The following is a 16,764-nucleotide window of genomic DNA, read 5'->3' on the forward strand; positions in this document are numbered from 1 at the left end:
GTGCCGCCGCAGCCCCTTCTAGGGTTCCTCAGGTGCCAAAGCTTTCTGTGATCGTGCCGTTCTACAACGTCCGCCAATACGCCCCGGACATGCTGAGAAGTCTTCATCTGAACGCCAGTCACGATTTCGAGTTCGTACTGGTCGATGATCATTCCGAAGATGAAACTCCGGCCATTCTCGAACGGGCTGTCGAGGGACTTTCGAAGGTCGCCCAGGTGCGTTATGTCCGCCATGAGGAGAACGGCGGTCTGGCCACCGCACGCAATACGGGCCTCGATGCCTCCCAGGGCGAATACCTGACTTTTCTGGACGGCGACGACTGGCTCGCCCGCGGTCACCTCGGCCGGCTGGTCGCCGCGATCGAGGAGCTGGGCTGCGACTTCGTGCGCACGGACCACGTCCAGGCCACGGGCCGCACCCGCACGATCGTCCGCCACCCGCACGGGCTGCGCGGCGAGGTCCTCGACCCGCGCGCGGCGATCCTGCCCGCCGACCGCTCCACGTCCGTCGACTACGCCTACGCCTGGGCCGGCGTCTACCACCGCCGCCTCCTCGACCGCGGCCTGCTGCACTTCACCGACGGGCTGCGCACCGCCGAGGACCGGCCCTGGATCTGGAAACTGCACCGGCGGGCGGACTCGTTCGCCGTGGTGAACCTGCACGGCGTCTTCTACCGCCGCGGCGTCGCCTCCTCCCTCACCCAGATCGGCGACGTCCGCCAGCTGGACTTCATCCGCGCCTTCGACCAGGTCATCGAGGAGACGGCCGCCGACCCGGACGCCGAGAGGCTGCTGCCGAAGGCGGTGCGCACGTACTGCGCGATCATCGCCCACCACCTCGCGGAGACCGACAAGTTCGAGCCGGCCGTCGCCAGGCAGTTGCGCACGATGAGCTCGGCCGCGATAAAGCGGATGCCGCAGGAACTCCTCACCGACGTCCTCGACCGCATGGACCTGCGGCGCTCCTCCAAGCTGCGGCGACTGCGCCGCCAGATCACCTCCGCCAAGGCGGCCGCCTGATGACCCACACCCCCTCCGCCATCCCCTCCGCCGCGAGCCGTACGACCCAGATCTTCTGCGCCTCGACCCTCTACGGCGCCGCCACCCTCGCCGCCGCGCTCGACGCCGGCTGCTTCCCGGCGGCGGACCGGCGGCTGCTGCTGGTGTGCAACACCGCGCCGACGCCGGAGACCGCCCCTGCCCTCGACGAGATGGCCGGCTTCGAGCCGCTGCGGGACCGTTTCGACGAGGTGCTCTCCTGGAACGAGGCCATCAGCCCCTTCCACCCGAGCGCCTGGTCGCCGCGCCCCGACGACGTCCCCCTCCTGGAGCGCCATCTGCGGCTGCTGTGGGGCCTGGGCGACGACCGGGTGGCGATCGTCCTGGAGTCCATCCAGGTCAACCCCGCCCAGGCCATCGCCCAGCTGTTCCCGGGGGCGCCCGTCGAGGTCTACGCCGACGGGCTGATGAGCTACGGGCCCACCCGCAACAAGCTCGACCCCCTCATCGGCACCCGGGTGCGGCGGCTGCTCCACCTGGACCTGGTGCCGGGCCTGGTGCCGCTGCTGCTCACCGAGTTCGAGGTGCCCGCGCGGATCGTGCCGACGGCGGCGTTCCTGAAGGTGCTGGGCCAGATCGCCGACTCCGTGCCCGACCTGCCGCCGCTGCCCGACGACTGCGCGCTGCTGCTCGGCCAGTACCTGTCGGCGCTGGAGATCCTCTCCCCGGACGAGGAGGAGGACCTGCATGTGCGGATGCTGCGGGGCGCCGTGGCCCGCGGTCACCGCGCCGTCGTCTTCAAGCCGCATCCGAGCGCCCCGGCCCGTTTCAGCCGCGCCCTGGAGACCGAGGCGGAGCGGCTCGGCGTGCGGCTGACGGTCCTGGAGCTGCCGGTGCTGGCCGAGGTGCTGTTCGTCAAGGCGCGGCCCGCGCTGGTCGTCGGCTGCTTCTCCACCGCTCTGTTCACCGCGTCCGCCCTGTACGAGCTGGAGGTCGCCCGCGTGGGCACCGGGTCGCTGCTGGAGCGGCTCACCCCGTACCAGAACAGCAACCGGGTGCCGCTGGTGCTGGCCGACGCGCTGCTGGCCGACCTGGAGGACCGCGAGGAGGAGCAGCCCGTCCCGCCGCAGACGCTGACCGAGCTGGTCCGGGCGGTCGGCTTCGTGATGCAGGCCCAGCTCCACCCCGGCCTGCGCCCGGTCGCCGAGCGGTATCTGCGCACCCGTCTGGGGCCGCGCACCAAGCGGTACTTCAAGCGCAGGCGGCTGACCTCGCTGGGACTGCCGGGCGGGATCCCGGAACGGCTCACCTTCCTGCCGCACAACTCCACCGCGCGCCGGGTGGTGCAGCGGGCGAGGGCCCTGCGCAGGAGGGTCCGCCGGATGAAATGACATCTGCGCAGGACGTTCATCGCGCGTTCTTTTCGGGTTCCGCGCTCTGGGTAAAGGGTCGTATTTCATTCACAAAAGAAGGGCGTCTTCCCGCTGCCCCACGTACCCGGAGTGGACTGGTACACCGATGCGCATCGCCGTGTTTGTCGAGAACCGAAACGGTGTCGGCCTCGCCTCTGAGATCATGCGTGCTCAGGGGGCCGACGCCCACTCGTTCCTGCTGGTCACCGCCGACCGGGACGGAAACGTCGCGGGATGGATCGAAGAAGAGGCCAGGGCCCGTTTCGACGATCTTTTGGCCCGCAATCTCTTCACGGTGGACGAGGCGCTCAGCGACGCGGAGTTCCTGGAGGAACTCGGGCACCGAATACGAGCGTTCGCAGTTGCAGAGGGCATCGACCGGCTGGTGTTCTTCAACGACCAGTCGCAGCGCGGCCGCCGGGTCGCCGCCACGCTCGGCCGCACCGTGCCGCTGATCCTCGTCCAGGACGGCCACCTCGACTTCCACTTCAAGAAGACCGACGCGGGGCTGCACGACCAGAACTGGTACTATGGCTCCTCCTCCCCCGCCGCCGTCTGCGTCTGGGGCCCGGCGACCGCGCACCACCTGCTGTTCCGCTCCGCGGACGCCGACCCGCCCGTCCACATCACCGGCGCCCTCGGCCACAGCGACGACCCGGCCCTGCTGCGGGCGGCCCGCTCCACCACCCACCGGCACGCCAAGGACCCCGGCGAGCCGCTGCGCGTCGTGGTGCTCGACCAGCCGCTCAGCAACCAGAACAAGCTCTCCCGCGACGACCACCGCGAACAGCTCACCGAACTGTGCGCCGCGCTCACCGCGTTCGGCGAGGTGGAGATCAAGCCGCACCCCTCCACCCTCGACGGCCACCTCACCTGGCTGCGCACCCTCCCGGACGTGACGGTCCTGGACGAGAAGGCGCTGCTGGACGCCGAGGGGCTCGACGGCTACGACCTCGCGGTCACCTTCTTCTCCACGACCTATCTGCAGACTCTGCGGGCGGGCACTCCGCTGATCCTGTTCAGCCCGCCCCCGCTCAACATCGTCTTCCCCACGGTCAACCACCCGCTGCTGCGCAACGTGGGCACCGTCGGAGAACTCGTCGACGTGGTCGCCGACCTCCAGCGCTCCGGCAAGTTCCCGGCCAATGTGCACGGTGAGCCCGTCGAGCACTTCATCGCTTTCCAGGACGACGTCCCCGAGCGCGTCCTGCGCCTCGTGGAGCAGGCCGCCGTGCCCGCCGAACCGCCCGCCCCGCGCTGGGCGTCCGCCGACGACGGCGGACGTGCCGGGCTCACCCGGGCCGAGCGGGCGCTGCGCGCCGTGCAGGGCCGCATGGACCGGCCGCGCTCGCTGGCCGTGCTGGGCCTCGGCTTCTCCTACGTCACCGGCGTGGCGATCCCCGTCCTCACCTACACGCAGGCGCTGCTCGCGCAGAGCCCGGTCGACGTCCGCTACTTCGACCTCGGGGCCTACAGCCGCGCCGAGGACGTCCTGGCCGACCTCGCGGGCGCCGAGATCGTCCTGGTCAACAGCCTGGCCCCGTTCTGGCGTTCCGCACTGGCCAACGAGTTGGTGCAGGCGTTGCAGGACCAGGGGAAGTCCGTGGTGCTGTACGCCCACGAGACCGAGTACGTCATGAACTTCGAGGGCGGGCAGCACACGCTGCGCCACCAGGAGATGCTCACTCTGCTGCCGCGGCTGAAGGTGCTGTGCGTCTCGACGGCGCAGGCCGACATGTTCCGCCAGCTGGGCGTGAGCGATCCGGTGGTGGTCTACAACACGGTCCCGCGCGACACCCACCGCGCGCGGGCGAGACGCACGCCCGGTGAGCGGCCGCGGATCGTGATGGTCGGCTCCATGCAGGACCGCAAGGGCCTCGACCTGTTCTCCCGGGTCGCCGAACTGGCCTACGGGCAGGGTCTGCCGTGGCGGTTCGCCTGGATCGGCCACAGGACATGGCGCATCGGCGCCTCCACCCTCCTGTCGGACCGCGTCGAGTGGATGGGCGCGCTCTCCCGCGACCGGGTGCGCGAGGAGCTGGCCGCCTCCGACGTCTTCTTCCTGTCCAGCGTCGACGACCCGATGCCGCTGTCGGTGGTCGAGGCGGTGCAGCAGCGGCTGCGCACCGTCACCTACCACCGGGTCGGGTCCCGGGAGGTGCTGGAGGGCGTCCCCGGCTACCGATCCTTCGCCGAGTACACGCCCGACGCGGCGCTCGACGCGCTGCGCCGGGTGCTGGACGAGGAGGTCTCCGAGACGGAGTACGGCGACGTCGAGGAGCTGTTCGACATCCCCGCCTTCGCCGCCCGGATGACGACGGCACTGGGCCTGCCGGGGCCGGGCGAGGCCGTGCGGCGGCAGGACGCCGACGAGGAGACCGCGGGCGGTTCGCCCCACGCGCCGTTCTCCGCGGTACTCGCCCGGCACGGCACGTACCTCGCCGAGGACTTCGCCCGGCACTTCGACGCGGGCAAGCACGACGACGCGCTGCGCGTGGGCACCGAGATCCTGCGCCGCAGACAGCCGGTGGACGTCCTCATCGGCATGGCGGAGATACAGGCCCGGCGCGGCGAGCCGGAGGAGGCGTGCCGGCTGCTGTCCGCCGCGGCGATCGCCGGCGGCGACCGCGCCCGGGTCTGGAACGAGGTCGCCCGGGTCGCGAACCTGCTCGGCCCGCGCGGCCGGTCGATCCGGCAGCTCGCACGCAAGGAAGCCGTCCGCGTCCAGCTCGGCAACCGCTCGGCGCGGCTCCTGAAGTCGGACTAGCCGCACACGCGTACAAGCCGCACACGCGTACAAGAAGGGGTACCGGCATGACCGCAACGGTCGTGAGCACGTCCGAGGCACAACCCGCCGCGTCGGCGCCGTCACCGGGGCGCCGGGAGGGCCGGGAGGGCCGGGAGGGCAGGCTCCGGGCCCTGGACGGGCTGCGGCTCGTCGCCGCGCTGATGGTGGCGGTGTACCACTACGCCGGGCGCGGCGGTGACGTCACCCGGGCCTGGGGAAGCTCGCCGCAACGGCAGTTCCCCACGCTGCACCAGTTCGCCGCCTACGGCTGCCTCGGTGTCCAGGTCTTCTTCGTGATCAGCGGGTTCGTGATCTGCATGAGCGGCTGGGGCCGGCCCCTGCAGTCGTTCGTCGCCTCCCGGGTGTCCCGGCTGATGCCGGCCTACTGGGTCGCCGTCCTGCTGGTGACGGCGGTGTTCGCCCTGCCCTCGGTCGTCTACGAGGCCGTCTCGCCGAGCGACGCGCTGGTCAACCTGACCCTGATGCAGCAGCCGTTGGGCGTCGACCGGGTGCTCGGTGTGTGCTGGACGCTGTGGGTGGAGGTCCGCTTCTACGCGCTGTTCGCGGTGTGCGTCGTCCTGCCGGGGGCGAACCGGCGGCGGGTCGTCATGTTCTGCGCGGGCTGGACACTGGCGGCGGCGCTCGCGCAGGCGGCGCACCAGCCGCTGCTCGACCTGGTGCTGATGCCCGAGTACGCGGCGTACTTCGTCGGCGGTATCGGCCTCTACCTCGTCCACCGCGACCGGCGGGACGCCTACGCCTGGGGCATCGTCGTCGCCGGCTTCCTGATCGGCCAGCACTACGCGGTGCGCGACCTGTGGAACGCCTCGGACCCGAACGCCTTCGCCCACCGCACCACGGCGGGCATCGTCGTCGTGGTCGCCTTCGGCTTCGTGGCCGTCGGGGCGATCGCGCTGGGCCGGCTGGACTGGGCGAACTGGCGTTGGCTGACGGTCGCCGGGGCGCTGACGTATCCGTTCTACCTGGTCCACGAGCATCTCGGCTGGGTGGTCATCCGCTTCCTGCACCGCGGGCTGCACGTGCCGTCGGCGGCGACCTTCGCGCTGACCATCGTCTCGATGCTGGTCCTGGCCTGGCTGCTGAACCGCTTCGTCGAGAAGCCGCTGACGCCGAGGCTGCGCACGGCGCTGACCAGGGCGCGCTGAGAGGTCAGTTGGCGCTGAGAGGTCAGTCGACTCCGTAGGCCGCCTCGATGCCCGCGATCACCAGCGCCAGGCCCTCCTCGAAGTGCCGGTCGTAGTCGCCGAAGATCTCCGCGCCCGCCTGGGCCGACAGCGGGAAGCCGGCCATCAGGCGGGCGCGTTCCCCGACGTCGTATCCTTCGCGCCGCTCGTCGGGCAGCGGCTCGACGCCCTGCTCCTCGGTGACGAAGCCGAGCGTGTACAGGTAGGTCGTCGAGGTCGCGCGGACCGCCTGGGCGAGGGTGAAACCGGCGGCCGTGAACAGGCGCAGGGTGTCCTCCATCAGTTCGGCGTGCTCGCCCGCTGGCGGGCACGGAGGACTTCCAACTGGTGGCCCAGTTCCCCGAGGGCACGGACATCGACCTCTCCCTGGAGGGCATCCGCACCGTGCTCGCCGAGCGCACGCATCTGACGCCCGAGGACGTCACCGAGGTCCGCTGGTCGTCGGACTTCCGCCCCCGCGCGGCCCTGGCGGACCGCTTCCGCGACGGCCGGATCTTCCTCGCCGGGGACGCGGCCCACGTCCACTCCCCCGCCGGCGGGCAGGGCCTGAACACCAGCGTCCAGGACGCGTACAACCTGGGCTGGAAACTGGGCGCGGTGCTGGGCGGGCACGCTCCCACGTCACTCCTCGACACGTACGAGGAGGAGCGCCGGCCGGTCGCCGCGCAGGTACTCGGCCTCTCCACGGCGATCCACCGCGCCGAGGCGAAACGCGGCGCGACCACCCGCCAGCTGGGCCTGAACTACCGCCACTCGTCCCTCACCGAGGAGCTGAGGCCGACCCCGGGCGCCCTACGAGCCGGCGACCGCGTCCCCGACCTGACGGTGAACGACGTCCGCCTCTTCGACCGGCTCAGGGGCCCGGAGTGGACGCTGCTGAGCCTGGAGGACGGGGTGTTCCTGGTCCGCCCGGACGGTTATGTGGGCTGGGCGGGCGAGTCGGCGCAGGGGGTGGAGAGCTACCGGGCGCGGGTGGGCGCCTGAACCACGGGTCAGTCTTCGCCGTCGAGGAGGGTGTCCACGGAGAGGCCGAGGCTGACCCCGACGGATTCCGGGACGGGGACGGTCTGGCCCCGCTTGAAACGCTGGGGGTCGGGGTACTTGCCGTCGGCCGGGTCGGTGTAGAGGAGGACCTCGTCGTGTTTGCGGTCGGCGATGAGGTAGGCCGGGATGTTGGCCCGCGCGTAGATGTCGACCTTGGTTGCGGTGTCGTTCGTCCAGTTGGAAGACGTCACTTCCAGGACCAGACGGAAGACATGTGGCGCATAGCAGTTCTTCTCGACGAGTGCGTCCTTGTAATCGGCATCGACCACCGAGAGGTCGGGCACCGCGTAGTCGTCAGGCCCTGTTGGCAGCCACAAACCGATACCACCGACGTACCTGAGCCCTGCCTCCCTGGCCTTGACTCTCGAAAACTCCTCGATCAGCCAAGTCAGCGTCTCCTGATGCGGCCCATCCGGCGGCGGTGTCACGACAATGCTCCCGTTGAGGATCTCCACCCGGTGCCCGGGCAGCTCCTCCCACAGCCGGTCGGCAGCATCAGCGAGCGACGACTCGTGCAGCATCACAGCCACGGCACCCTCCTTTGGGGAACACCCAACACGAGCGTAACCGCGCACATGAGAGTTTCGCCCCCGATCACCCGTTCGGAGGAATCACCAGCTCAGAACGCATCCGAAGGCACATACGTCCCCCACACCCCCCGCAACGCATTGCAGACCTCGCCCACCGTCGCCCGCGCCCGCAGCGCGTCCTTCATCGGGTAGAGGACGTTGTCCTCGCCCTCCGCCGCCTTCTTCAGGGCGTCCAGGGCCGAGTCCACCGCCGCCTGGTCGCGCTCGGCGCGCAGCTTCGCGAGCCGCTCCGCCTGCTGGGCCTCGATGGCCGGGTCGACGCGGAGCGGCTCGTAGGGCTCCTCGGCGTCGAGCTGGTAGCGGTTGACGCCGACGACGACCCGCTCGCCGGAGTCGGTCTCCTGGGCGATCCGGTAGGCGGAGCGTTCGATCTCGGACTTCTGGAAGCCGTGCTCGATGGCGGCGACCGCGCCGCCGAGGTCCTCGACCTTCCGCATGAGCTCGACGGCCGCCGTCTCGACGTCGTCGGTCATCTTCTCCACGACGTACGACCCGGCGAAGGGGTCGACGGTCGCCGTCACGTCCGTCTCGTAGGCGAGCACCTGCTGGGTGCGCAGGGCGAGGCGCGCGCTCTTGTCCGTGGGCAGCGCGATCGCCTCGTCGAAGGAGTTCGTGTGCAGGGACTGGGTGCCGCCGAGAACCGCCGCGAGGCCCTGGACGGCGACCCGCACCAGGTTCACCTCCGGCTGCTGGGCCGTCAGCTGGACGCCCGCCGTCTGCGTGTGGAACCGCAGCATCAGCGACTTGGGGTTCTTCGCGCCGAACTCGTCCTTCATCACCCGCGCCCAGATCCGGCGCGCGGCACGGAACTTCGCGACCTCTTCGAGGATCGTCGTACGCGCCACGAAGAAGAAGGACAGACGCGGGGCGAAGTCGTCGACGTCCATCCCCGCGGCCACCGCCGTACGGACGTACTCGATGCCGTCGGCCAGCGTGAAGGCGATCTCCTGCGCCGGGGACGCGCCCGCCTCCGCCATGTGGTAGCCGGAGATCGAGATCGTGTTCCACTTCGGGATCTCGGCCTTGCAGTACTTGAAGATGTCGGCGATGAGGCGCAGCGAGGGCTTCGGCGGGAAGATGTACGTCCCGCGCGCGATGTACTCCTTGAGGACGTCGTTCTGGATCGTGCCCGTGAGCCAGTCGGCCGGGACGCCCTGCTCCTCGCCGACCAGCTGGTACATGAGCAGCAGCAGGGCCGCGGGGGCGTTGATCGTCATCGACGTCGACACCTTGTCCAGCGGGATCCCGCCGAACAGCACCCGCATGTCGTCGATCGAGTCGATCGCCACGCCGACCTTGCCGACCTCGCCGGAGGCGATCGGCGCGTCGGAGTCGTGGCCCATCTGGGTGGGCAGGTCGAAGGCGACCGACAGGCCCATCGTGCCGTTGGCGATCAGCTGCTGGTAGCGGGCGTTGGACTCCACCGCCGTGCCGAAGCCCGCGTACTGGCGCATCGTCCAGGGGCGGCCGGTGTACATCGACGGGTAGACGCCCCGGGTGAAGGGGTACGCGCCGGGCTCGCCCAGCTTCTCGGCCGGGTCCCAGCCCGCCAGGTCCTCAGGCCCGTAGACCGGTTCGATGGGCAGTCCGGACTCCGACTCACGCGCCATTGGTGTGATGCCTCCCGCTGAGCAATTACCCGTCAGTACAGTCCGACCCTTCGACGGACTGTATCGGCGTGCGTGCACCCGGTGGAGGGGAGCACGCTGGGAGCTTCCTCACAGAGTGATTGCGGTCCCGGTCACAACCATGCCGGTCCGTTCGCGAGACGTCATCCGGGGGGAACATTCCAGGCATGCGGATGCGGAGATCGATCGCCGTCCTGGCCGCCGCGGCGGCCCTGGTGACGGTGTGCGGCGGCTGTAGCGTGCAGACCCCGAAGACGGACACCGGCGCGGGCAGGGGCGCGGACGGGGGTGCGGACGGGGGTGCGGACGGGGGCGTGCGCTCGCCCGGCCCCGCCGACGCCGGCCGGACGACGCCCCCCTCGACCCGGGCCTCGACCCCGGCCGGGACGACCGCCGACGACAAGCCGAGCGGCCCGGCCACCGGCGCCCCGCCCCCCGCCGTGCTGTGGTCGCCCGGCGACACCGGACGCGCGGTGCGCGGGCTCCAGGCCCGGCTGCGGCAGGTCGCCTGGCTCTACGACGGCCCCACGGGCACGTACGACGAGCGTACCGAGGAGGCGGTGAAGGGCTTCCAGGGCAAGCGCGGGCTGCCGAGGACCGGGAAGACGGACACCGTCACCTGGCAGCGGCTGCTGGACATGACGCGGGAGCCGGGCCAGTGGGAGCTGTATCTGATGGGCGGTCAGCCGGCCGCCGCGCCCGACCCCCGCTGTCTGACGGGGCGGGTGCTGTGCATCGACAAGACGACCCGCACCCTGCGCTGGATGATCGACGGCCGGACCGAGTCGACGGTGTCGGTCCGCTTCGGCTCGCAGTACACGCCCACCCGCGAGGGTGTGTTCCACGTCTACTGGAAGTCCCGCGACCATGTGTCCACGCTCTACCACTCGCCGATGCCGTACGCGATGTTCTTCAGCGGCGGGCAGGCGGTGCACTACTCGGCCGACTTCGCGGCCCGCGGTTACGCCGGCGCCTCGCACGGCTGCGTCAACGTCCGGGACGAGGCGGCCATCGCGGAGCTCTTCGCGCAGGTGAGGAACGGCGACAAGGTCGTCGTGTCCTGGTAGACGTTGGGGGCGCGAGCGGGACCGGGGGAACGTGTCCCGCCCGCGCCGAGCGCACGAGCCGAAGGTACGGGGGGAACCCCGGCTCAGTGCAAGGGCCGATGACCAGTCGGCTCACTTGTTACTGCGCCCCAGCCGCCAAAAACGTCACACCCTTCACGAAAAAACTTCTGCGATCTACGAAGTCGCAGGTCAGCGGCGGTGTGGCGGCGGTGTGGCGAGGGTCACTCGTCGGGGCAGCTGCCGCCCGTGGAGGAGAAGAGCGGCGGGAAGCCCTGCCGCGAGGCCTCCCGGTTGGCGATGCTCACGAGCTGGTTGACGGTGATGAGGGCCCCGTTGAGGTCGGGAGCGTGGATGATCCTGGACTCCTGCGGGCGACCGTTGTAGCGGATGCAGAAGGGGAACGGGAACATCTGGCCGTCACCACTGGACGATGCCCCGTCGGACGACAGGATCTCCGCCAACTCACTGGACTCCGCGGCGAGTTCATCGATCGTGGGCGTCACTTCGGTCTCTTCTCCCATGACGGCTCTCCTCGGTGCGATGGGATAGGACCTTGCACTTCCCGATGGTTCCCGAGGTCCCCCCGGCCCGCAAACCGGCACCGGGCGTGCCGGAGGCGCCGTCCTGACGATGGTCGTCTCAGCCGTGACCGTGGCGGCCGCCGCCGTGGCCGCCGCCTGCGTGGCCGTGACCGTGGCGGCCGCCTCTGTGGCCGCCGTCATCGTCGTCGTCGGACGTGCCGCCGCCCCGGCCGGGCTTGTCGTCCGTGCCGCTCCCGCGGGTCGATCCGCTCTGGCTGTCGCGGTCCCCCTGGCCCTTTCCGGTGTCCCGGCCGGCGGTGCCGTTTCCTGTGCGGGCGTCGCCGCGGGGGTTTCCGCCGGCGGTGTGGTCGAGGACGCCCGCGCAGAACGTCGGCACGCGCTTCGAGCCGCCCGCCAGGTTCTCCAGGGTCCGCCGGCGGCCGGCGTCCAGGGTCTTGCCGGTGCTCAGGTCGCGGCAGGACGAGGTCACGCCGCCCGGCCAGGCGCCGCGCAGGTCCGGGGCGGCGGTGGCGTTGTCGTCCGCGGCGCCGTTCCCGGCGCCCTTGCCGGCCTCGCTGCCGGTGTCTCCCGGGCCGCCCGCGCCGCCCCCCGGGGTCGTCGACGGCGCGGCGCCGCCCGAGGCGTCCGGGGAGGGGGAGACGAGCGGGCGTTCGGGGAGCGCGGGCGCCGAGACGGAGGGGCGCGCCGGTTCCGCGCCGTCGAACGGGGACGGCAGGACGCCGGTCCCGACCGCGACCCCGCCGAGCACCCCCACGGCCAGCGCCGCGGCCAGTCCCAGCCGCGCGGGCCGGATCCGGCGGGGACGGCGACCGGCCTCGCGGACACCGCCGACGATGCGCACCAGCCCGACGTCGACCGCGTGCGCCTCACCGGCCCCACCGGCCTCACCGGCCCCACCGGCCTCACCGGCCTCACCGGCGAGTCCGGCGGTGGCGCCCCGGGCGAGGTCGGCGCGGTCCGCGTGGGTCTTGCGGAACGCGGCCAGGGCCGCGGCCTCGCCGGGGAGTTCCTCGTCGGCGGGCAGGGGCTCGGCGGCCGGCGCGGACAACGCGGCCAGCGTCCTGGCGAGACGTTCGGCCTGCTCGGCGGCCGGACCGTCGAGAGCGTGGCCGGGTGACTCACCGCGCAGCAGACGCTCCGCCGTTTCGCGGTCGAGCCACCTGTCCTGCTTGTCGGCCATCACATGTCCTTCTGCGTCCGCGCGCGCACTTGCGTCACACTGGCGGACGTCACCGCGCGCGAGCGCGTTCCACGCTGGGGCGGCAGGCCGTCGAGCGCGCCCGCCGTCTCCGCGTCGTCGCCGAGCAGTTCGGCGAGCTTCTTCAGACCGCGGTGCGCGGCCGTGCGTATCGCGCCGGGCCGTTTGCCGAGCGTCTCGGCGGCCGTCTTGGCGTCCAGGCCCATGACGACCCGCAGGACGACGGCCTCGGCCTGGTCCTGCGGCAGCCGGGCGATGAGGCCGAGGGTGCGGTCGGTGGCGAGCGCCTCGATGGCCTCGCCCGCGGTGTCGGACTCGCCGGCCCGGCCGGTCAGCTCGGTCTCGTCGCCGCCGATCGCGGGACGCCGTCCCCGCATGCGTATGTGGTCCAGGGCGCGGTTGCGGGCGATCCGGGCGGCCCAGCCGCGGAAACGGTCCGCGTCGCCGCTGAACCGCACCAGGTCACGCGCGATCTGCAGCCAGGCCTCGGAGGTGACGTCCTCGGCGTCGAGGTCGCCGACGAGTGTGCGCACGTACCCGAGCAGCCGCGGGTGCACCGTGCGGTACACAGTCCGGAACGCGTTCTCGTCCCCGTTCTGTGCCGCGAGCACCGCGGCCGTCAACTCCGCGTCGTCCCCCACGTCGTGGTTCCTCGGTCGATGGTTCGCGGTCCGTGGACCGCAGGTCGTTGCGGTGGTCTGCCGCTTGGCCGTCCGGCGCGAAGGGCACGTTACGACCTGAAACCGCCGCACGTCCACGACCGTAGAACATGCAACTGACTCGTGACGCGAGGGGGTGCGCCCGGGGGTGTGACAGAAAACGCACTCACGGCGCTGTAGGGAGTACGGGCCGCCGCGCGACCCGTGCCGCGCGACGGCCGGGGCCTCTCCTGTGGGGGGTGGCGGCCCCGGCCGTTGCCTCGGCTGCAACGGGTCATCCGCCGTTCGCGGCCCTGGTCTTCCCGGAGTTCGCGGACCTCTCGGGCGTCACGGTCTTCTCCGCCTTGGGGCTCTGGTCGGCCCTGGGGCTCGTCTCGGCCTTGGGGTTCGTCTCCGCCTTGGGGCCCGTCTCGGCCTTCGGCGTCTTCTCCGCCTTGGGGCTCTTCTCCGCCTTCGGCGTCTTCTCGGCCTTCTGCTGAGCGTGGGCCGCGCAGTACGCGGCGACGTTCTGCTCGCCGCCCGCCGCCGTCACGAGCCGCTGCCAGGCGGTGGAGTCCATCGCCTGGCCCCGTCCCTGGACCTTCTCGTAGGCGCGGCAGTGGGCCTCGGTGTCCTTGGCGTTCGCGGGACGGTCCCGCTCGGCGCCGTCCGTGGCGGAGGGGGCGCCGGACGGCGTGTCGGACCGACCGGACGGCGCGCTCGCCGACCGCTCCGGGCGCCCCCCGCCGTCGTCGCCGCCGCCGTCCGTGACGGAGCCGATCGCGGCGTACGCGACGCCGCCCAGCGCGAGGGCGGCGATCAGCGCGGAGAGCGTGACCCGCAGCGAGCGGGCGGTGTGCCGCCGGGCGGGCCGGGGCCGCCAGTCGTCGCGGCGCCGGGGACGCGCCCGGTGCGCGCCGGAGTCCCGGGCGGCCCGGAACGCGGCGACGGCCCGCAGCTCACCCTCGCTGCCCCCGGCCACGTCCGTGCCCATACCGATGTCCGTGCTCGTGCTCGTGTTCGTGTTCGTGTTCGGACGGTCGCCGGGCTCGCGCAGGGCGTGGGCGAGCAGCGCCTCCAGCCCCGACAGGTCGGCGACGGCGTCGTCAGGGTGCGCGCGCCGACGGCCGAGGCCCGCGCCGTCGTTCAGCCGTTCACCCATGTTCGTTTCCGCCTCTGTCCCATCCGTCCGATCGGGCCGTGCCACCGGGTGGCCGCACCCACCAGTGATCCATACGGTCCGCGGCCGTCGCCGTTCACGTCGACTCCCCCAGCGTCCGGGGCCCCCCATCCGTCACACCTGTGCCGCTCTCGCCGTTCGCGTCGGCGACGCCCAGCTGGCGGGCCAGCCGCTTCAGACCGCGGTGCGCGGCCGTACGCACGGCGCCGGGCCGCTTGCCGAGCACACGGGCCGCGGCGGGTCCGTCCAGCCCTACGACGACCCTCAGCAGCACGGCCTCCGCCTGGTCCTGCGGCAGCCCGCGGACCAGCTCCAGGGCGTGTGCGGTGGACAGGGACTCCAGCGCCTGGTCGTGGGTGCTGTGCGGCCCCGGCAGGTCGAGGACGACGTCCTGTTCCAGCACCGCCGACCGGGGCCTCACCCGCAGCCGGCGCAGGTGGTCGAGGGCCCGATGCCGGGCGATGGTCGCGGTCCAGCCCCGGAAACCGGCGCCGTCGCCGCGGAACCTTCCCAGGTCGCGGGAGATCTCCAGCCAGGCGTCGGAGGCCACGTCCTCGGCGTCGTCGCCGACGATGCCGCGCAGGTAGCCGAGCAGTCCGGGCTGCACGATCCGGTACGCGACGGCGAACGCGGTCTCGTCGCCGTCCTGGGCCCGTGCCACGGCCGCGCCCAGTTCCCCGTCGTACGCGTGCGCGCGCCGGGATTCCCCTCCCTGGCCCAAGACTGTCCTCGTTCGTACGGAGTCCGTTGCGGGCGCGCGACCGTCCCGCCGGACACCCGGTCCGGACGCGGTCACGCCCCCACGGTCATCAGCGTCCGGCCGCACCGAAGTGTCACAGCGCACGGATGTGACGGATGCGGCAGACGCCTCCACGGTCAGGCCACCGCCCGCCGGGCGCGCCCATGGAGGGTCAGATAGAAGGTCCGCAGGGATTCCTCCGGACTCCCGGTCTCGAACCGGTTGACGACCTTCCCGAGCGGGTTCCACACCCGCCCGTCCGGCATCCGCACCCCGACCGCCTGTCCGAACCAGGCACGCTGGTCGCCGTCGAGATCCACCCACACCCCGCCGGCCCGCCGCACCAGCACCTCGCCGACGTACGCCCCGAGCCCGACGAGCGTGTCGTGCGCCCGCTCCCGGTCGGCGCCGCCCTTGCGCACCCCGTCGACGAGGAAGTCGACGACCCGCAGACTGGCGACGGAGTAGTCGAGCGGCAGCCGCTGCCGGGCGGTGACCCGTGCGACGAACCCCGTGGCACACCCCCGCATCCCCCGCGCGTCCGGCGTGCCCGCATCCACCCCGCTGCTCATGGGTCCCCACCCCTCCACTCGGTCCGGGAAACCGGATCGGCTCCCCGCTGTCCCAGCGGACATGCGCCCTCGAACATCACGGGTCACAGAGGTGTCACTCGTCACACGGCCACAGGTGTCGTTCGTGGCTAGCGCCGTCCCCGCATCGCGTCCAGGCACAGCAGCCGCAGGGAGCCGTGGCCGCCGAGGCAGCGGCGGGCCTCGTCGAGGGGCTCCCACAGGCGTCCGTCGGGGGTGCGGACCCAGTGGTCGCCGCCGGCCGCCCACCACTCGGCGCCGGTCTGCCGGACGATCACCTCACCGGCGTACGCCCCGAAACCGCGGAGCGTGTTCTCCGCGGCCGGTGGCTCCGTGCCCGCTCGGCGCAGCTCCTCGATCAGCCGGTCGACGCGCCACAGACTCTGCGCGGAGAAGTCGAGATGCTCGCGCACGCCCTCCCGCGCGGCGGCCACCGCCTCCGCCGCCCATCGCACCGGTTTCACGGCGGCGGAGGGCCGGCCCGGCTGTCCTGCGTGCTGAGGTCCCTGGCCCACGTGCGCCGCCTGGGTCGCTTGAGTTGTCCACGTCACATAGAAAGGAGCGGCGCCCGGCCGTGATCCGTCACGCGAATCCGGCCCCTCCGCGAGACCGGCGCAGGACCACCCCGCCTCCACCGCAGATCGCGCACAGCAGTGATGATTCCGCGCCCTCACGCGCTCCTTGAGTGATGAGCGCGTGCCTCCGGCTCCGCGCCGTGCCCCCTTCGGCCCTGCGCAACAGCGCGACCTGGCTGCGGAAGCTGTTCGACGAAGACCATGACCACCTGAACTGCGCATCGGCCCTGGACGGCCGTTACGGCGACCATCAGGTGCTCTACGCCGACGCCCACGTGGTGCTCGGCGGTGAGCGCGTGTACCCGGCCCGTTCGAAGGAGCCGCCGTTCGTGCTGCTGACCGTCGCCCAGACGGCCCGGGTCGCCGCCTTCCTGGCGGAGAGCGACTTCGACGACCTGTGGCGGCCCGCCCGTGCCGAACTCCTGCCCCGCTACGGCGGCACCGCCGAGGAAACCCGCACCCGGGCCGCGTTCGCCTCGGCGCACCGGGACCTGACGGACTTCTACGCCGCGACGGCCCGGCACCGGGACGCGGTCGTCAAATGGCTGGGGGACACATCCGGTTGCTCAC

The 16,764-nt window shown here is 72.0% G+C and carries 14 protein-coding genes and 3 pseudogenes; 7 read left to right on the forward strand and 10 right to left on the reverse strand.

Features of this window, described 5'->3' with window-relative positions:
• The first annotated feature begins 32 nt into the window (after nucleotides 1-32).
• The 4 genes from ACZ5SK_RS38265 to ACZ5SK_RS38280 all read left to right on the forward strand — a co-directional run bounded on the left by ACZ5SK_RS38265 (nucleotide 33) and on the right by ACZ5SK_RS38280 (nucleotide 6,364).
• Nucleotides 33-1,019, forward strand: coding sequence for a glycosyltransferase family 2 protein (locus tag ACZ5SK_RS38265; protein ID WP_334577652.1), 987 nt, complete (start codon nucleotides 33-35; stop codon nucleotides 1,017-1,019).
• Entirely contained in the window at nucleotides 1,019-2,389 is a 1,371-nt protein-coding gene (locus tag ACZ5SK_RS38270) for a polysialyltransferase family glycosyltransferase (RefSeq protein WP_457494679.1), read from the forward strand. The genes ACZ5SK_RS38265 and ACZ5SK_RS38270 overlap by 1 nt, the downstream gene beginning before the upstream one ends.
• Nucleotides 2,390-2,573: 184 nt before the next feature.
• The gene (locus ACZ5SK_RS38275; RefSeq protein ID WP_361707092.1) at nucleotides 2,574-5,177 is read left to right on the forward strand and encodes a glycosyltransferase family 4 protein; all 2,604 of its coding nucleotides are present in this window, start codon (nucleotides 2,574-2,576) and stop codon (nucleotides 5,175-5,177) included.
• Nucleotides 5,178-5,224: 47 nt separating this feature from the next.
• Nucleotides 5,225-6,364, forward strand: coding sequence for an acyltransferase family protein (locus ACZ5SK_RS38280; RefSeq protein ID WP_468577178.1), 1,140 nt, complete (start codon nucleotides 5,225-5,227; stop codon nucleotides 6,362-6,364).
• Nucleotides 6,365-6,386: 22 nt separating this feature from the next.
• Here ACZ5SK_RS38280 and ACZ5SK_RS38285 read toward each other — a convergent pair.
• Nucleotides 6,387-6,695: pseudogene (locus ACZ5SK_RS38285) on the reverse strand (TetR/AcrR family transcriptional regulator C-terminal domain-containing protein); the annotation flags it as partial.
• A gap of 5 nt (nucleotides 6,696-6,700) precedes the next feature.
• Between ACZ5SK_RS38285 and ACZ5SK_RS38290 the strand changes: the two are divergent.
• Nucleotides 6,701-7,387, forward strand: a pseudogene (locus ACZ5SK_RS38290) (FAD-dependent monooxygenase); the annotation flags it as partial.
• A gap of 8 nt (nucleotides 7,388-7,395) precedes the next feature.
• On the opposite strand, the gene ACZ5SK_RS38295 reads toward ACZ5SK_RS38290, so the two are convergent.
• Nucleotides 7,396-7,968, reverse strand: a complete 573-nt coding sequence (locus ACZ5SK_RS38295) for a Uma2 family endonuclease (protein WP_468156843.1) — start codon at nucleotides 7,966-7,968, stop codon at nucleotides 7,396-7,398.
• A 98-nt stretch (nucleotides 7,969-8,066) separates the two neighbouring features.
• On the reverse strand, nucleotides 8,067-9,647 hold the full coding sequence (locus ACZ5SK_RS38300; protein WP_468156679.1) for an acyl-CoA mutase large subunit family protein: 1,581 nt from the start codon (nucleotides 9,645-9,647) through the stop codon (nucleotides 8,067-8,069).
• A 191-nt stretch (nucleotides 9,648-9,838) separates the two neighbouring features.
• Here ACZ5SK_RS38300 and ACZ5SK_RS38305 point away from each other — a divergent pair, with 191 nt between their 5' ends.
• Nucleotides 9,839-10,732 (forward strand): L,D-transpeptidase family protein, encoded by an 894-nt coding sequence (locus tag ACZ5SK_RS38305; protein WP_457494686.1) that lies wholly within the window; start codon nucleotides 9,839-9,841, stop codon nucleotides 10,730-10,732.
• 221 nt (nucleotides 10,733-10,953) lie between these two features.
• Here the strand turns inward: ACZ5SK_RS38305 and ACZ5SK_RS38310 are convergent, their stop codons facing one another.
• The 7 genes from ACZ5SK_RS38310 to ACZ5SK_RS38340 all read right to left on the reverse strand — a co-directional run bounded on the left by ACZ5SK_RS38310 (nucleotide 10,954) and on the right by ACZ5SK_RS38340 (nucleotide 16,134).
• Nucleotides 10,954-11,253: a hypothetical protein gene (locus ACZ5SK_RS38310; protein WP_334577658.1), complete on the reverse strand. Its 300-nt coding sequence runs from the start codon at nucleotides 11,251-11,253 to the stop codon at nucleotides 10,954-10,956.
• Between the two features lie 118 nt (nucleotides 11,254-11,371).
• Nucleotides 11,372-12,454, reverse strand: a complete 1,083-nt coding sequence (locus ACZ5SK_RS38315) for a hypothetical protein (protein WP_361707098.1) — start codon at nucleotides 12,452-12,454, stop codon at nucleotides 11,372-11,374.
• Nucleotides 12,454-13,113, reverse strand: coding sequence for an RNA polymerase sigma factor (locus tag ACZ5SK_RS38320; protein ID WP_334577660.1), 660 nt, complete (start codon nucleotides 13,111-13,113; stop codon nucleotides 12,454-12,456). The genes ACZ5SK_RS38315 and ACZ5SK_RS38320 overlap by 1 nt, the downstream gene beginning before the upstream one ends.
• Before the next feature lie 292 nt (nucleotides 13,114-13,405).
• The gene (locus tag ACZ5SK_RS38325; protein ID WP_334577661.1) at nucleotides 13,406-14,272 is read right to left on the reverse strand and encodes a hypothetical protein; all 867 of its coding nucleotides are present in this window, start codon (nucleotides 14,270-14,272) and stop codon (nucleotides 13,406-13,408) included.
• Between the two features lie 94 nt (nucleotides 14,273-14,366).
• Entirely contained in the window at nucleotides 14,367-15,011 is a 645-nt protein-coding gene (locus ACZ5SK_RS38330; protein WP_334577662.1) for an RNA polymerase sigma factor, read from the reverse strand.
• 155 nt (nucleotides 15,012-15,166) lie between these two features.
• A complete protein-coding gene (locus ACZ5SK_RS38335; RefSeq protein WP_457494675.1) occupies nucleotides 15,167-15,601 on the reverse strand; it encodes a hypothetical protein in 435 nt (144 codons plus the stop codon).
• Between the two features lie 128 nt (nucleotides 15,602-15,729).
• Nucleotides 15,730-16,134, reverse strand: coding sequence for a hypothetical protein (locus tag ACZ5SK_RS38340; RefSeq protein WP_334577663.1), 405 nt, complete (start codon nucleotides 16,132-16,134; stop codon nucleotides 15,730-15,732).
• A gap of 173 nt (nucleotides 16,135-16,307) precedes the next feature.
• Between ACZ5SK_RS38340 and ACZ5SK_RS38345 the strand changes: the two are divergent.
• Nucleotides 16,308-16,721: pseudogene (locus ACZ5SK_RS38345) on the forward strand (DUF1877 family protein); the annotation flags it as partial.
• Nucleotides 16,722-16,764: the final 43 nt, after the last annotated feature.

The sequence above is a fragment of the Streptomyces sp. NPDC031474 genome, assembly GCF_055581185.1.

Bases quoted from the DNA above. Each gene is read 5' to 3' on its own strand.
- ACZ5SK_RS38310 (WP_334577658.1), bottom strand. From the start codon at position 11,253: ATGGGAGAAGAGACCGAAGTGACGCCCACGATCGATGAACTCGCCGCG.
- ACZ5SK_RS38275 (WP_361707092.1), top strand. From the start codon at position 2,574: ATGCGTGCTCAGGGGGCCGACGCCCACTCGTTCCTGCTGGTCACCGCC.
- ACZ5SK_RS38315 (WP_361707098.1), bottom strand. From the start codon at position 12,454: ATGGCCGACAAGCAGGACAGGTGGCTCGACCGCGAAACGGCGGAGCGT.
- ACZ5SK_RS38335 (WP_457494675.1), bottom strand. From the start codon at position 15,601: ATGAGCAGCGGGGTGGATGCGGGCACGCCGGACGCGCGGGGGATGCGG.
- ACZ5SK_RS38280 (WP_468577178.1), top strand. From the start codon at position 5,225: ATGACCGCAACGGTCGTGAGCACGTCCGAGGCACAACCCGCCGCGTCG.
- ACZ5SK_RS38295 (WP_468156843.1), bottom strand. From the start codon at position 7,968: ATGCTGCACGAGTCGTCGCTCGCTGATGCTGCCGACCGGCTGTGGGAG.
- ACZ5SK_RS38300 (WP_468156679.1), bottom strand. From the start codon at position 9,647: ATGGCGCGTGAGTCGGAGTCCGGACTGCCCATCGAACCGGTCTACGGG.
- ACZ5SK_RS38270 (WP_457494679.1), top strand. From the start codon at position 1,019: ATGACCCACACCCCCTCCGCCATCCCCTCCGCCGCGAGCCGTACGACC.
- ACZ5SK_RS38305 (WP_457494686.1), top strand. From the start codon at position 9,839: ATGCGGAGATCGATCGCCGTCCTGGCCGCCGCGGCGGCCCTGGTGACG.
- ACZ5SK_RS38325 (WP_334577661.1), bottom strand. From the start codon at position 14,272: ATGGGTGAACGGCTGAACGACGGCGCGGGCCTCGGCCGTCGGCGCGCG.